Origin of the sequence: Flavobacterium sp. WC2430 (genome assembly GCF_040822075.1) — a bacterium.
GTDB lineage: Bacteria > Bacteroidota > Bacteroidia > Flavobacteriales > Flavobacteriaceae > Flavobacterium.
On sequence record NZ_CP162007.1, the window covers coordinates 2,219,209 to 2,232,475 of the forward strand.

17 protein-coding genes are annotated in these 13,267 nt (G+C 29.7%); 9 read left to right on the top strand and 8 right to left on the bottom strand.

Translation table 11 applies throughout. From position 1 onward, the window contains the following. Positions 1–83 precede the first annotated feature (83 nt). Positions 84–1,394: a hypothetical protein gene (locus AB3G36_RS09730; RefSeq protein WP_367752195.1), complete on the bottom strand. Its 1,311-nt coding sequence runs from the start codon at positions 1,392–1,394 to the stop codon at positions 84–86. Between the two features lie 145 nt (positions 1,395–1,539). Between AB3G36_RS09730 and AB3G36_RS09735 the strand changes: the two genes are divergently transcribed. Next, positions 1,540–2,592 (top strand): oxidoreductase, encoded by a 1,053-nt coding sequence (locus AB3G36_RS09735; protein WP_367752197.1) that lies wholly within the window; start codon positions 1,540–1,542, stop codon positions 2,590–2,592. Positions 2,593–2,623: 31 nt separating this feature from the next. Here the strand turns inward: AB3G36_RS09735 and AB3G36_RS09740 are convergent, their stop codons facing one another. The 5 genes from AB3G36_RS09740 to AB3G36_RS09760 form a co-directional block, all read right to left on the bottom strand. Continuing rightward, positions 2,624–3,082, bottom strand: a complete 459-nt coding sequence (locus AB3G36_RS09740) for a sensor of ECF-type sigma factor (RefSeq protein WP_367752199.1) — start codon at positions 3,080–3,082, stop codon at positions 2,624–2,626. Positions 3,083–3,131: 49 nt separating this feature from the next. After that, entirely contained in the window at positions 3,132–3,548 is a 417-nt protein-coding gene (locus AB3G36_RS09745; protein WP_367752201.1) for a hypothetical protein, read from the bottom strand. A 33-nt stretch (positions 3,549–3,581) separates the two neighbouring features. After that, complete coding sequence (locus tag AB3G36_RS09750) at positions 3,582–4,124, bottom strand: RNA polymerase sigma factor (RefSeq protein ID WP_367752202.1); 543 nt, start codon at positions 4,122–4,124, stop codon at positions 3,582–3,584. 64 nt (positions 4,125–4,188) lie between these two features. Next, on the bottom strand, positions 4,189–5,382 hold the full coding sequence (locus tag AB3G36_RS09755; protein WP_367752204.1) for an SRPBCC family protein: 1,194 nt from the start codon (positions 5,380–5,382) through the stop codon (positions 4,189–4,191). A 249-nt stretch (positions 5,383–5,631) separates the two neighbouring features. Continuing rightward, entirely contained in the window at positions 5,632–5,820 is a 189-nt protein-coding gene (locus AB3G36_RS09760) for a hypothetical protein (protein WP_367752206.1), read from the bottom strand. A gap of 81 nt (positions 5,821–5,901) precedes the next feature. On the opposite strand from AB3G36_RS09760, the gene AB3G36_RS09765 reads away from it, so the two are divergent. Further along, positions 5,902–6,288: a hypothetical protein gene (locus AB3G36_RS09765; RefSeq protein WP_367752208.1), complete on the top strand. Its 387-nt coding sequence runs from the start codon at positions 5,902–5,904 to the stop codon at positions 6,286–6,288. 111 nt (positions 6,289–6,399) lie between these two features. Here the strand turns inward: AB3G36_RS09765 and AB3G36_RS09770 are convergent, their stop codons facing one another. Further along, a complete protein-coding gene (locus AB3G36_RS09770; RefSeq protein ID WP_367752210.1) occupies positions 6,400–7,467 on the bottom strand; it encodes a branched-chain amino acid aminotransferase in 1,068 nt (355 codons plus the stop codon). A gap of 308 nt (positions 7,468–7,775) precedes the next feature. Here AB3G36_RS09770 and mnmD point away from each other — a divergent pair, with 308 nt between their 5' ends. The 4 genes from mnmD (at position 7,776) to AB3G36_RS09790 (ending at position 9,576) form a co-directional block, all read left to right on the top strand. Further along, positions 7,776–8,441, top strand: a complete 666-nt coding sequence (mnmD, locus tag AB3G36_RS09775; protein ID WP_367752212.1) for a tRNA (5-methylaminomethyl-2-thiouridine)(34)-methyltransferase MnmD — start codon at positions 7,776–7,778, stop codon at positions 8,439–8,441. Between the two features lie 140 nt (positions 8,442–8,581). Next, positions 8,582–8,779, top strand: a complete 198-nt coding sequence (locus AB3G36_RS09780; RefSeq protein WP_367752214.1) for a hypothetical protein — start codon at positions 8,582–8,584, stop codon at positions 8,777–8,779. Between the two features lie 230 nt (positions 8,780–9,009). Further along, the gene (locus AB3G36_RS09785) at positions 9,010–9,207 is read left to right on the top strand and encodes a hypothetical protein (protein WP_367752216.1); all 198 of its coding nucleotides are present in this window, start codon (positions 9,010–9,012) and stop codon (positions 9,205–9,207) included. Positions 9,208–9,378: 171 nt separating this feature from the next. Continuing rightward, positions 9,379–9,576, top strand: a complete 198-nt coding sequence (locus AB3G36_RS09790) for a hypothetical protein (protein ID WP_367752218.1) — start codon at positions 9,379–9,381, stop codon at positions 9,574–9,576. 17 nt (positions 9,577–9,593) lie between these two features. On the opposite strand, the gene AB3G36_RS09795 is transcribed toward AB3G36_RS09790, so the two are convergent. Next, positions 9,594–10,535 carry a LysR substrate-binding domain-containing protein gene (locus AB3G36_RS09795; protein WP_367752220.1) on the bottom strand — a complete coding sequence of 314 codons (942 nt, stop codon included), beginning with the start codon at positions 10,533–10,535 and terminating at the stop codon, positions 9,594–9,596. 95 nt (positions 10,536–10,630) lie between these two features. Between AB3G36_RS09795 and AB3G36_RS09800 the strand changes: the two genes are divergently transcribed. The 3 genes from AB3G36_RS09800 (at position 10,631) to AB3G36_RS09810 (ending at position 13,261) form a co-directional block, all read left to right on the top strand. Continuing rightward, the gene (locus tag AB3G36_RS09800) at positions 10,631–11,104 is read left to right on the top strand and encodes a Dps family protein (RefSeq protein ID WP_367752222.1); all 474 of its coding nucleotides are present in this window, start codon (positions 10,631–10,633) and stop codon (positions 11,102–11,104) included. Positions 11,105–11,239: 135 nt separating this feature from the next. Next, complete coding sequence (locus AB3G36_RS09805; protein ID WP_367752224.1) at positions 11,240–11,524, top strand: hypothetical protein; 285 nt, start codon at positions 11,240–11,242, stop codon at positions 11,522–11,524. Positions 11,525–11,605: 81 nt separating this feature from the next. After that, the gene (locus AB3G36_RS09810) at positions 11,606–13,261 is read left to right on the top strand and encodes a SulP family inorganic anion transporter (protein WP_367752226.1); all 1,656 of its coding nucleotides are present in this window, start codon (positions 11,606–11,608) and stop codon (positions 13,259–13,261) included. Positions 13,262–13,267 lie beyond the last annotated feature (6 nt).

A 13,267-nucleotide genomic window follows, 5' to 3' on the forward strand; every position in this document is an offset into this window, starting at 1 on the left:
AATTAGGGCTTTTTTTTTCGAAAAAGACATAAAAAAACACGGTGTTAAAGCACCGTGTTTATAATTTTGAAGAAGTGTTCTTTTTAAGACCTTCTATTGTTTCCTCTTGAAGAATTGTCTCTTTGTGATTCTGTTCTTTGTGGAGCTGATTGTCTTGAAGAATTCCCTCTGTTTTGAGAAAAATCCCTTTGGGGTGCGGCTTCTCTTGAACTATTACCTCTCGAAGAATTGTCTCTTTGCGGTGCTGTTCTTTGCGGAGCAGATTCTCTTGAAGAATTGTTCCTTTGTGGTGCTGTTCTTTGCGGAGCAGATTCTCTTGAAGAGTTGTCTCTTTGGGGTGCGGTTCTTTGTGGAGTTGCTTCACTAGAACTATTTCCTCTTGATGAATTATCTCTTTGTGGCGCTGTTCTTTGTGGAGTAGCTTCCCTTGAAGTGTTTCCTCTGTTTTGTGAATAATCTCTTTGTGGAGTAGTTTCTCTAGTGCTATTTCCTCTTGATGAATTATCTCTTTGAGTTTCTGTTCTTCTTTGTGGACTAACATCTCTTGAAGTGTTTCCTCTGTTTTGAGAATAGTCTCTATCTGTATTTGTTCTTCTACCGGAGTTTTCTCTAGATGAAGTAGTACTATTTATAGAACTGGTATTTCTAGTTCCTCTTCTTTGATCTAGTTCATAACGATTCGTCACATTTGAATTTCTTCTATTAAAAGCATAGTCAGGATGTTGTCTTTCATATCCGTTTGAACGTCTTGAGCTATATAATACAGCAGCTTGATTACTTCTTCTATAGTTTACGTAGTTATAGTTATTATTGAAGTTTAATGAAATTTGAATGTTGTTTCTATATCTGTATACTGGATATGGATTCCATGCATAATAATTAGAAGGATAAAAATTCCAATACCAATTTGATACATAAGGACGGTAGTTGTAGGACCAAAAAGAAGCATATATTGTTGGCGTGCTATAATATACTGGTTCGTAAATGTAATTTGGACCATACATGTATTCATTTCCTACAACTTGTAAATGCACATTGTTGTATCTGTCTTTTTCTACTTCAATTGTAGCTACATCTTGATAAACATCACGATTAAGTACTGATTGAATGATTACAACGTGAGTTCTACCTTCTACGGTTTCAATGACACGCAAGTAATCAACTTCGTTATCATTATTTAAATCTAAATTTGAAATTTGAAGCTCAGGATCATTTAACTGTCTCTCAAAATCTTGAAGATCTCTTGAGTCACCAAAAATATCGGCAACAGCTCTCAAATCTAAATTATCACTAATTTCATTATTCATGGCATTAACTCGCGCTCTATTTTGAGCTTGCATTTGCATTGCAAATAGGGAAGTTAATAGAGTTACTATTAGTATTTTAGTTTTCATAACAAGTTTATTTAAGTATTATATTTTTTAATTATCCAATTACTGTGCCAATAAAATTTTAGTGCAATTGCTATTCCTATAATTAATTGTATTTTAGCTTTTAAATAATTCGATTATAATGAGAAATGTGTTTTTTATTTTTACAATGTTTTTATTGTTAAATTCTTGTAAAACAGTAGTTTATGATATAAAAAGTAAGGATAAGACTATTTATACTTCCATAAAGATTGATACTTTATTTCAAGACAATATCAGTATTCGATCCGTAATTATTGATGCAAATAAAATTTGGTATTCCGCTAATAATTCCAGATTTGGTTTCTATGATTTGAAGAAAAAAGCAAAGTTTGAAAAGAAGATTGCCAACGATTCTTTAATGTTAGAATTTAGGAGTGGAGCCCAAACTCAAAAAAACATATTTTTATTGACGGTTTCTAATCCCGCTTTGCTTTATAAAGTATCAAAAACGGAATTAAAAACAACATTAGTTTATCAGGAGAACCACGAAAAAGTATTTTACGATAGTATGCAGTTTTGGAATAACCAAGAAGGAATTGCTATAGGAGATCCTATTGATGACTGTCTTTCCATAATTATAACTAGAGATGGTGGTAATACTTGGAGTAAGTTAAACTGTAATCAACTCCCTAATGTGGCGGAAGGAGAGGCTGCTTTTGCTGCTAGTAATACTAATATTGTTATTAAGGGAAATGCTACTTGGATAGTGACTGGTGGCAAAAAGGCAAGAGTTTTATTCTCTAATGACAAAGGGTTAAGTTGGAAAATTTATGAAACACCTATTGTACAAGGGAAAGCAATGGCTGGAATTTTTACAGCAGATTTTTACGATAGTAAGAATGGTTTTATTTCAGGAGGGGATTATGAGTCTCTGAATCAAAATTATGGAAATAAATCAAGAACATCTGACGGAGGTAAAACATGGAATTTAGTAGCTGAAAACCAAGGTTTTGGTTATGCTTCTTGCATTCAGTATGTACCACATAGCAAAGGGAAATCATTGGTGAGCGTTGGTGCATTGGGAATTTATTACTCCTATGATAGTGGAAATTCATGGAAACAACTAGCATCTGATCCATCGTTATTTACTATTCGATTTATCGATAACCATACGGCAATTGCAGCTGGAAAAGATAAGATGATCCGAATTAAATTTATAAAAAAAAACCCTAAACAGTAATGTTTAGGGTTTTAAATAAAGTAGTAAATTATTAATTTCTATTACCTCTATCTCTATATTGGTGTAGCAGTTTTCTATTAAAATTCTCTTCTGATTTTCGAAGTTTTAGTATCTTAACTGCTGGAAGAATCTCTTTTAAATCTCTAACAAATTTTTTGCGTAATAGATATAATTCTTCATCAGTAGCTTCCATTTTATTTAATAAATTTAAGGCTTCTTTTTCGCTGATCTTATCTAAAGCTGCATCATTAATTTGATGCATATAGGATTTCATTTTTTGATGTCTTATTTCAAATTGGGCGTCATCATAGGTGTTGTAAACAGGCCAGAATTTTTGAGCTTCTTTGGTCGTTAAATCTAGTTCAGTAGTTAGAAAAGCTACTTTTAAGGCTTTTATTTGCTCTTTCTTTTCTTTCATATCTGCACTTTGAGCGTAAAAGTGAAATGAAGTAAAGAGTAGGAGTATTGGGAGGATTTTTTTAAAGTTCATTTTTTTTAATTTTATATTATAATTTGCATTTTTATTGTAGCATTTCAAGCTACTCAATTATAAAATGTTCTAAGTTAGCATTATCAACAAGGATGTCTTCGATGGTTTTTTCTTCTAATGCGACTGGAGCATCTATTTTATCAATATCTTTTGCATCCAATACATTTATTAGATCATATTGATTAACATTTGTTTGGTAGCTTAAGTAATTTTCTAACGTTGTTTCATCTAGCTCTGTCATCGTATTTACTTGTGTTGTATTTAGTATCGGAATCATTAAAGCAATTACAAATAAAGCCGCAACCAACATAAAAATAGTATTTCGTCTTTTGAAAAAAGGAATTACTTTTGGTTCATTATGTGGTAATTTCAGTAATAATTCAGCTGAAAATTTTTCAAAGTAATGGTCTGGAGTTTTAAAACCCGTTTCAATCTTAGTACTATTTTCTAATTTAAATTCTTTCATGATATACGTTAGACTTAATTTAATTCAAAAGGTTTAATTGCTTTTTACAAAGGATTCAATTTTCTTAACTGCATGATGATATGAAGCTTTTAATGCTCCCACTGAGGTGCCTATTATTTCTGATATTTCTTCGTATTTTAGTTCTTCAAAATATTTCATTTTAAATACTAATTGTTGCTTTTCGGGAAGGGTAGCTATCGCTTTTTGTAATTTTATCTGAATTTCATCGCCATCAAAATAGACATCTGCTTGTAAATTGTCAATGACTTTATTTTGTAACGCTTCGGATGTGATTCCGTTTTTTTTAGCCTTTTGATTTAGAAAAGTAAGAGCCTCATTAGTTGCAATTCGGTAGATCCATGAAAATAGTTTGCTATCTCCTTTAAAGTTTTTTAAATTTTTGAAAACTTTTATAAATGTATTTTGCAAAACATCATCCGTATCATCATGGTTTAAAACGATATTTCTGATATGGTTATAAAGTGGCTTTTGGTAGGTTAACAAGAGTTTTTGAAATGCTTCATTTTGCATTTTTGGGTTTAATAACTGTTGTATAAATTCCTGTTCTTCGGGCAAAATAACTATTTATAGTATTAGAATAGAATTTAGCCAAAAGGTTTAATCCATTTCTTTAAAAAAATTAAAATTCAGATTTTTCTTCTTTAGTTTTTAGAACAGGTACCTTTTTTGGTTCTGTATTTTTAACTGCAGGTTTATTGATTTTTACCGGTTCTACTGTATTATTAGATACAGTTGTTGTAGTTTCATCTGGAGTAGAATTTACTGGTGCTTGGTAATACGTTTTTTTAGGTTCTTCTTTAGGGATAAATGGAATGTAAATTTCTGTAATCCATTTTGAAGGATTTTTAATCTCCGTTTTATTGATAGTATAAATTTCGATATGCGAAATTGCTGGATTTGGGGTAAGTTGGTTTTTATTTAGAAATTCAATTGCTTTATCATATCCTTTTTTAACATGCGATATATCACCAGTTAATGTCGTTTTTACTGCATCAAAAGGGTCCAGTTTTCCGGATACAATATCGCTTCCTTGACTTATAAATATTTCTTTTTTAATAGGAACACAAATCGATATTTTTGTCAACTGGCTTACTAAATCATAAGTATGGTAAATTATAAAAGGCTTGCCATTCACGGGGATATCATTTTGCTCGCAAAAAGCAATTATTTTAGGGATTACAATTTTAAAATTTTTATTCACTTTAACGATTTCACTTGTGAAACTTTGACTCAAATAAAATAGTTCTGGTTTTTTTGTTAATCCATCGACTTTTATCGAAAAAGTATTTATTTCATAGTCAAGTGCTTTGTCTAAGTTTACTAGACTTTTTTCATACATGGTGCCTATAACTTTATCAATTCCTCCGTTTAAGGCGGTGTATATTTTGAAAAGGAAACTCATTTTCCCTTCACTTTTCCAAGTTACTTTAGTTCCACCTAAAGTATCTTTAAAATTCCAATAAATAGAAGATTTGGTTCCGTTAAAGTCCATTTTTTGAGAAATACTGTCATTTTCTTTTGCATAAAGCGTTTGCATGGACCCATTTCCATCTTTTCCTTCCCATGTATACGAAGCACCATTACCAATTGTATTTTGAGGATACTGTAGTTTCATTTCAGGATCTTCGGCAATCCATGAACCAAAATCAGCCCAGTTTCTATAATCATTTACATAAGTAAACACAGCCGCTTTTGGAGCATTAATAATTTTACTCCTTTCAACAGAAAAATCACCTTTTTGGGTGGCAATAAAAATCGACAATGCTACAAAACTAAGTAATAGTAAAAGAAATATATATTTTAAAATCCTCATAATAAATTGATTGTTTTCTGATGTAAAGTTAGATATTTTATTAATATGCTATACTAATTATGAATATATTATACTATGTCCTATTTTATTTATTTAAATAGGAGGCAAAATTACGAATAATTGTAATTTGTTACTTAAATCTTACAAGTATTTACATTGCTATAAAAATACTTAGAAATTTTGCTTTCAATTTGAAAACAAAAAATGCCTGCAAATTAGCAAGCATTTTTATATTTCTTAAAAAAGGGATTATCGTTTGAAAAATACTTTTATAGCAAATAAAATTCCAATAAAAATTAGAAAACCAATTAAGATTTTATAATTTCCTTTGTAATATACTTTATGCAACTTTAAATCTTTTCTATAAGCATAGATCATTGCAATAACAAAAGCAACAAAAAATAGGCCTGCAAATACTAATTGTCCTTGACTAAACATAGTTTAAATTATTTTGGACAAAAATAGTTAATTGTTTAAGAATTGTTACTAATTTGCCTTTTCATTTGTAAAATAAAAATCATGCAGAAACAAATTGATTCAGTTAAGGAATTTCATACAGCATTTAAAATTGGACATAGTGAATTACCAATTGCCGATTTGGGTGAAGTGAAAAAAACACTTCGCTATCATTTAATGAAAGAAGAGAATGAAGAATACTTAGAAGCAGTTCAAAATAATGATTTAGTAGAAATTGCTGATGCTTTGGGAGATATGATGTATATCCTTTGCGGAACTATTATTGAGCATGGATTGCAACACAAGATTGAAGCCGTTTTTGATGAAATTCAACGTTCTAATATGAGTAAATTAGGAGAAGATGGAAACCCTATTTATCGTGAGGACGGAAAAGTGATGAAGGGACCAAATTATTTTAAACCAGATTTTTCGAAAATTCTTGGTAAGTAATAGAAAAGGTATTTTGGTTGAGAGAATCAATTCTACTTATTAAAATTTAAAATAGAAAAAAAGCGCTTTCCAATTAATGAAAAGCGCTTTTTTAGTGCTATGGTTTTGGTTTTATACTTTAACGGTCCAACCAAATGTGTCTTCAGCTAATTTGTGCTGAATGTTAGTTAATTTATCCTTCAGTTGAGAAGCATATGAATTTTCTATTTTAGGCAATTCATAATATTCATTACGATATGAAAACCCGATGATTGGGTTTACAACTGCTGCAGTTCCAGCGCCAAATATTTCTTTTAAAGTACCATTTTTTGAAGCTTCAACAAGTTCCGAAACAAGAACGGGACGTACATCAACTGTAATACCTTCTTTTTGTGCTAAATCGATAAGACTTTTTCTAGTGATACCATCAAGAATTCTTTCACTTATAGGAGCAGTAAGTAAAGTGTCATTTATTCTAAAAAACACATTCATTGTTCCTGCTTCTTCCAGTTTAGTATGTGTTGCATCATCTGTCCAGATTATCTGTTGGAAACCCTCTTTATTAGCTAAACTTGTTGGGTAAAATTGGGCAGCATAATTACCAGCAGCTTTAGCAGCACCAATACCACCATTAGCAGCTCTACTGAAATGTTCAGCAATAAGTACTTTTACTTCTCCTGAATAATATGATTTAGCAGGAGATAAAATAATCATAAACTTATAATCATCAGATGGGTTTGCAATTACCCCTTCTCCTGTGGCAATCATAAATGGTCTGATGTATAATGTATTTCCTTTTCCAGATTTTATCCAAGCTTTATCTAATTTCAATAATTCGTTAAGACCATCCATGAAAACTTCTTCTGGAACTTCTGGCATTGCCATTCTTGAAGCAGAGTGATTGAAACGGTTGTAATTTTCATCAGGTCTAAAAAGCCAAATGGCATCATTATCATCTTTGTACGCTTTCATACCTTCAAAAATAGCCTGACCATAATGGAAGACTCTTGCAGAAGGATCTAGTAAAAAAGGAGCATAAGGCTTAATTACAGGTTTTTGCCATTCTCCATTTTTAAAATCACATTCTAGTAAATGATCCGTGAATACAGATCCAAAGCTTAAATTTTCAAAATCTACTTCGTTTATTTTTGAAGTTTGTGCTTTAATTATTTCAATTTTGTTAGTTTGAGTGGTACTCATAATTATGTTTTTATTTTATTATATTTTTGAATGCAAATTATTAATTGAGTTAAAAGAATCAATTAATCGTAGTTTCAACTTTATTTGATGCAAAATTAAATAAAAATCAATTAATTACTTGCTAAAATAACATTAATTGTCGCTTTTAATTGTGATTTATTTATTTATAAAAAAACCGAAATAAAAAGCTCTTATTTCTATTAATTATGTAACAAACAGTAGCGTTTATAAACTAACTTTCTTAGTTTTTGATTAATTTTGGCAAAAGTAAATCACATAAATTATTTAATAATATCAAAAACAATATTTTGAATAGAGAAATTATAAAAACTTTAGATGGTTCTACTACCATACACATAAAAGAATGGAATGAATGTTATCATTCAAAGCATGGAGCAATTCAAGAAGCGCAACATGTTTTTATAAAAAATGGTCTTTCGTTGTTTCAAAATAATAATGTATCTATTTTAGAAATTGGTTTTGGAACAGGTCTCAATGCTTTCATTACTTTTTTGGAAAGTAAAAAAATGAATCAAACAATTGACTATGTTGGAGTAGAAGGGTATCCTATATCTTCCGAGGAATTACTTTCTATGAATTATGTAGAGGAGCTTAATGCCAGTTTAGATAAGTCTGTTTTTGAAAAAATGCATCAGAGTAAATGGGAAGAAAAAACGGTTTTAGACACCCATTTTTCGTTAGTTAAAAGGCAACAATTTTTTACGGATATAGAGGATCAAGACAAATATGATTTAATTTATTTTGATGCCTTTGGATATAGGGTGCAGCCCGAATTATGGAGTACAGCTGTTTTTAAAAAAATGTATGATGCTCTTAGAAATAATGGTGTTTTAGTTACTTATGCGGCTCGAGGAGTTGTAAAAAGGAGTATGATTGAAGTAGGTTTCACTGTTGAAAAACTGGAAGGCCCCCCTGGAAAAAGAGAAATGTTTCGTGCTAGAAAGTCAGAATAAGAATATTTTAATAAATTAACATATATTTTAAACATGAAATAAAATTCAAAAATATACGTTAATATTAAAAGTTATATTTATAAAAAATGTACTTTTACAATAAGTTAAATAATAATCTAACCTAAAATTCTTAATTAATTATGTCGAAAATCATGTTTGATTACACAAAATCAATATTAGAAAGAGTAAGTTTTGATCCAATGCTTTTTTGCAAAGAATTAGAAAAAGCAATTAAAACATTGTTACCATACGAAATGGAGCAATTGCGAGAATGGTTATTTAATTTTATAATAGAAAAACCGGAACTAAAACAATGTTTACTAATCGTAAACCAATAAATAGTAAAAAGGAGCCTAATAGGTTCCTTTTTTTATGGTTTTAGTTTTTATTATTTTATTTAATTTGTTTGTTATTTTTTTTACATTGTAAGTTTTTTAATAAAAATAAATGACAATTATGTATTTAGACGATGTTTAATGTATTTTGTCGTTGTTTTTGGTTTAATTCAATTTCGTATTCTTTATATTTACAGTATGTTTATTTGATAACTTTATAAATCTTATTTGTTATGTCTAGAATGATTTACGATTACACAAAAGAGGTACTTGAAAGAGTAAGTTTCAATACAGAGCTATTCATCAAAGAGCTTAAAAAAGCGGTTAGAAACTTATTGCCTTATGAAATAGAGCATTTAAAGAAATGGCTAGATTTTTTCACTTTTGAAAAACCAGAATTACAAAAATGTTTGTTTATAGTAAATGAATAAAAAAAAGGAATCCATTTTAATGGATTCCTTTTTTTAGTTTTTTAAATAAGTAAATGTTTTGAAGTAGCTATGATTTTATCCAAACTTAGTGCACTTTGGCCTGTCTTTTGTATTAAAGGAAGTATAGATTTTTTTATCAAATGAAATCAGTCACACTTTAAACAATTTACCATGTCTAGATTAATCTACTTTTATACTAAAGATTCACTTGAAAAAGTCAGCCTAAACCCTGATTTGTTTACTAAAGAATTAAAAAAGGCGTTAAAAAATTTATTGCCTTATGAAATGGAACATTTAAGAAACTGGCTTAAGTTTTATACGAATATGAAGCCAGAATTGATAAAATGCGTTGCTATAGTTTGCGAATAAAAGGGGATTACTATTGTCTATTTCTTTTGAATTGGACTAATAATTTCAACATTTTGAAAAACAATTGCCCCTTTTATTACTCCTGCAATGGTGCTTCTTAATGCATCAATTATTTGAATTTTCAATTCACTTTTTGGATATATTAAACTCACTTCGCGTGCCGGCTTTGGTTCTTTAAATTGGCGGAGTTTTATTTTATCTGAATCTTTTAGATCTAATGTATGCAAATAGGGAAGTAGTGTTGTTCCTAAACCTTCATCCGCTAATTTTATCAAGGTCTCAAAACTCCCACTTTCAATTTGGAAATGATTGAATTCATTTTTAGCGGTATGTTTACATAAATTTAATATTCCTTCTCTAAAACAATGCCCGTCTTGCAATAACAATATTTCGTCTAAATTTAAATCTGAAACTTCAATTTCTTCTTTTTGAAAATGGTGATGACTTTCAGGAATGTAAGCGACAAATGGTTCAAAGTATAAAACAATTTCTTTGATTTTTTCTTCCATTAATGGAGTCGCTGCAATAGCCGCATCTAGATGGCCATTATTTAGTTTGGTAATTATTTCCTCCGTATTAAGCTCTTCTATAATAAGTTTTACTTTTGGATATTTTTTTATAAAATTGTTTAAAAACATAGGTAGTAACGTAGGCATTATCGTTGGGATGATTCCCAATCTAAATTCCCCACCAATAAACCCTTTTTGTTGTTCTACAATGTCCTGAATTCGATCGGCTTCATTAACTATGTTTTTAGCTTGATTGACAATTTTTTGCCCAATATCAGTAAGCTGAATCGGTTTTTTTGTTCTATCAAAGATCTGAATACTTAATTCTTCTTCTATTTTTTGGATTTGCATACTCAAAGTAGGTTGGGTAACAAAACATTTTTCAGCAGCCAAAGTAAAATTTTTATGTTCGGCTACTGCAAGGACGTATTTTAATTGTGTAATTGTCATCTATAGTATTTTATGATGCAAATATAAAAACAATCAATTTAAGTTATAGTATTTTTTTCTGTTTTATAAGGTAAATTTGGATAAAATTAAAAATTATGAAAATGAATATTTTAGGTTTACCCATTAAAGAGTCACAACTAATAGTAAATGAATTAAATGTATTACTTTCTAATTTTCAAGTTTATTATCAAAATTTAAGAGGGATTCATTGGAACATTAAAGGAAAGCGTTTTTTTGATTTGCATATTAAATTTGAAGAATTGTATAATGACTCCCAATTAAAAATAGATATGATTGCAGAGCGTGTCCTTACACTAGGGGGAACACCTCTACATACATTTGAAGAATATATAAATAATAATCAACTTATTGTGGGGAAAAATATTTCCAATGATGAAAAAGCGATTCACTTAATAGTGGATTCTTTATCTCATTTACTAAAAATTGAAAGAGAAATTCTCAACAAAACGGGTGAAATTAATGATGAAGGAACGAATGCTATGATGAGTGATTTCATTTCTGAACAAGAAAAAACAATTTGGATGATGCAAGCTTGGCTAGAAGAATAGATTAATATATTATTGAATGATAAACGCCCAATTTTAAACAAATTAATAACTGGGCGTTTTTTTATTGTGTTAAAATTTTATAAATTTTTTTGCACATAGTTTTTATTTTATAAGTTATGCCTTATTTTTGCAAACATGAAGTTAATAGCTCGTTTATTATTATTCTTATTTATTGCTTTTCTATCGACTCCTACTATAGTTAGGATGATAGAGAAATCTTGTGATACCTCAGTAATTTTTAGCATGACCGAAGAAGAACATGCTAAAAAAGAATTTAAAGTGTTTGATTACTATAGTGAATTACAAGATGTATCTTTATTAAGTAATTATAATAAAACTAGTTTGATACTTTCTGAAAACTTGTCAAAGCATGATAAAATTAGTGCTAGTATCTTTTCCCCTCCGCCTGATTTGGCATAATATTTCCGATTAAATTTTAAAAAATTAACTGCTTTACATTTTACATGTATAGTCTGTTTATGTATCATTTATTGTACTATTATGACAAAAAAAATCAATCTTTTTGCTAACCTTAAATCAGATTTTGCTTCTGGTTTAGTGGTTTTTTTGGTGGCGCTTCCCTTGTGTTTAGGAATTGCAATGGCTTCAGGAGCCCCTTTATTTTCAGGAATTATTTCAGGTGTTATTGGCGGAATTGTAGTGGGGTATTTAAGTAAATCGCATTTAAGTGTATCTGGACCAGCAGCTGGTTTAACAGCAATTATATTAACTGCAATCACTGATTTTGGTGCTTTTGATATCTTTTTGACAGCAGTCTTGATTGCTGGATTTATTCAACTTGCTTTAGGCTTTATAAAAGCGGGTAGTATTTCAAATTATTTCCCAACTAACGTTATTGAAGGAATGCTTGCCGGTATTGGAATTATTATTATTCTAAAACAATTGCCACATGCCTTTGGATATGATGCCGATTTTGAAGGAGATCAATCGTTTGTACAAAGAAACGGAGACAACTCGTTCTCCTCCCTATTTGAAGTATTTAATCACGTTCAATTAGGTGCAATTGTAATTACAGTTGTGTCATTAATTATCCTAATTTCTTGGGATAAAGTACCGTTCTTAAAGAAACTAAAATTAGTTCCGGGGGCCTTAATTGCGGTAGTTTCAGGAATTGTTTTAAATGAAATTTTTATAGCATCTGGAAGTTCATTAGCAATATCAAATCAGCATTTAGTTTCGTTACCCGTTCCTACTTCTTTTGAGGAGTTAAAAGGGATTATCGTTACCCCAAACTTTGCAGGTATTACAAATCCTAAAGTATGGGTAGTAGGTTTGACTATTGCTATAGTTGCTTCAATTGAGACATTGTTATGTATTGAAGCATCAGATAGAATGGACGAACAGAAAAGATATACAGATACTAATGTGGAGTTAAAAGCACAAGGTATTGGTAATATTGTAAGTGCATTACTTGGTGGTTTGCCTATGACTTCAGTTGTTGTGCGTACTTCAGCTAATAATGCAGCTGGTGCAAAATCTAAAATGTCAGCTATCATTCATGGTATTTTACTATTAATTAGTGTATTGGTTATTCCTGTTATACTTAATAAAATTCCGTTAGCGACACTTGCTACTATATTAATTTTAGTGGGATATAAATTAGCTAAACCAGCAACATTCAAACACTTTTGGGAAAAAGGGAAGTACCAATTTATACCTTTTGTTGCCACCTTAGTTGCTGTGGTAACAACTGATTTACTTAAAGGAGTTGCTTTAGGAATTGTTATTAGTATCATTTTTATCTTAAAAGGAAATCTTAAAAGAGCCTATAGCTTTAAAAAAGAAGAGTATTTAGATGGTGATATTATTCACATTGATCTAGCACAAGAGGTTTCGTTTTTAAATAAAGCGGCAATAAAAAGCACTTTAAATGATATCCCTGAAAATTCTAAAGTAATTATAAATGCCAATGATACAGTGTATATTGCTCATGATATTTTAGATTTGATACGTGAATTTAAAAATACTCGTGCTATAGATGAAAATATAAAAGTGAAGTTAAAAGGGTTTAAAAAAGCGTATGATTTAGAAAATAGCCCTGATTTAGCCAATCATGTTACATTTGAACATTATTATGATGTTGCGAAAAGACAAATGGTAAAAAAAGAAGTAACCGAAGCGTCTTTTAAAAATTAACTACAT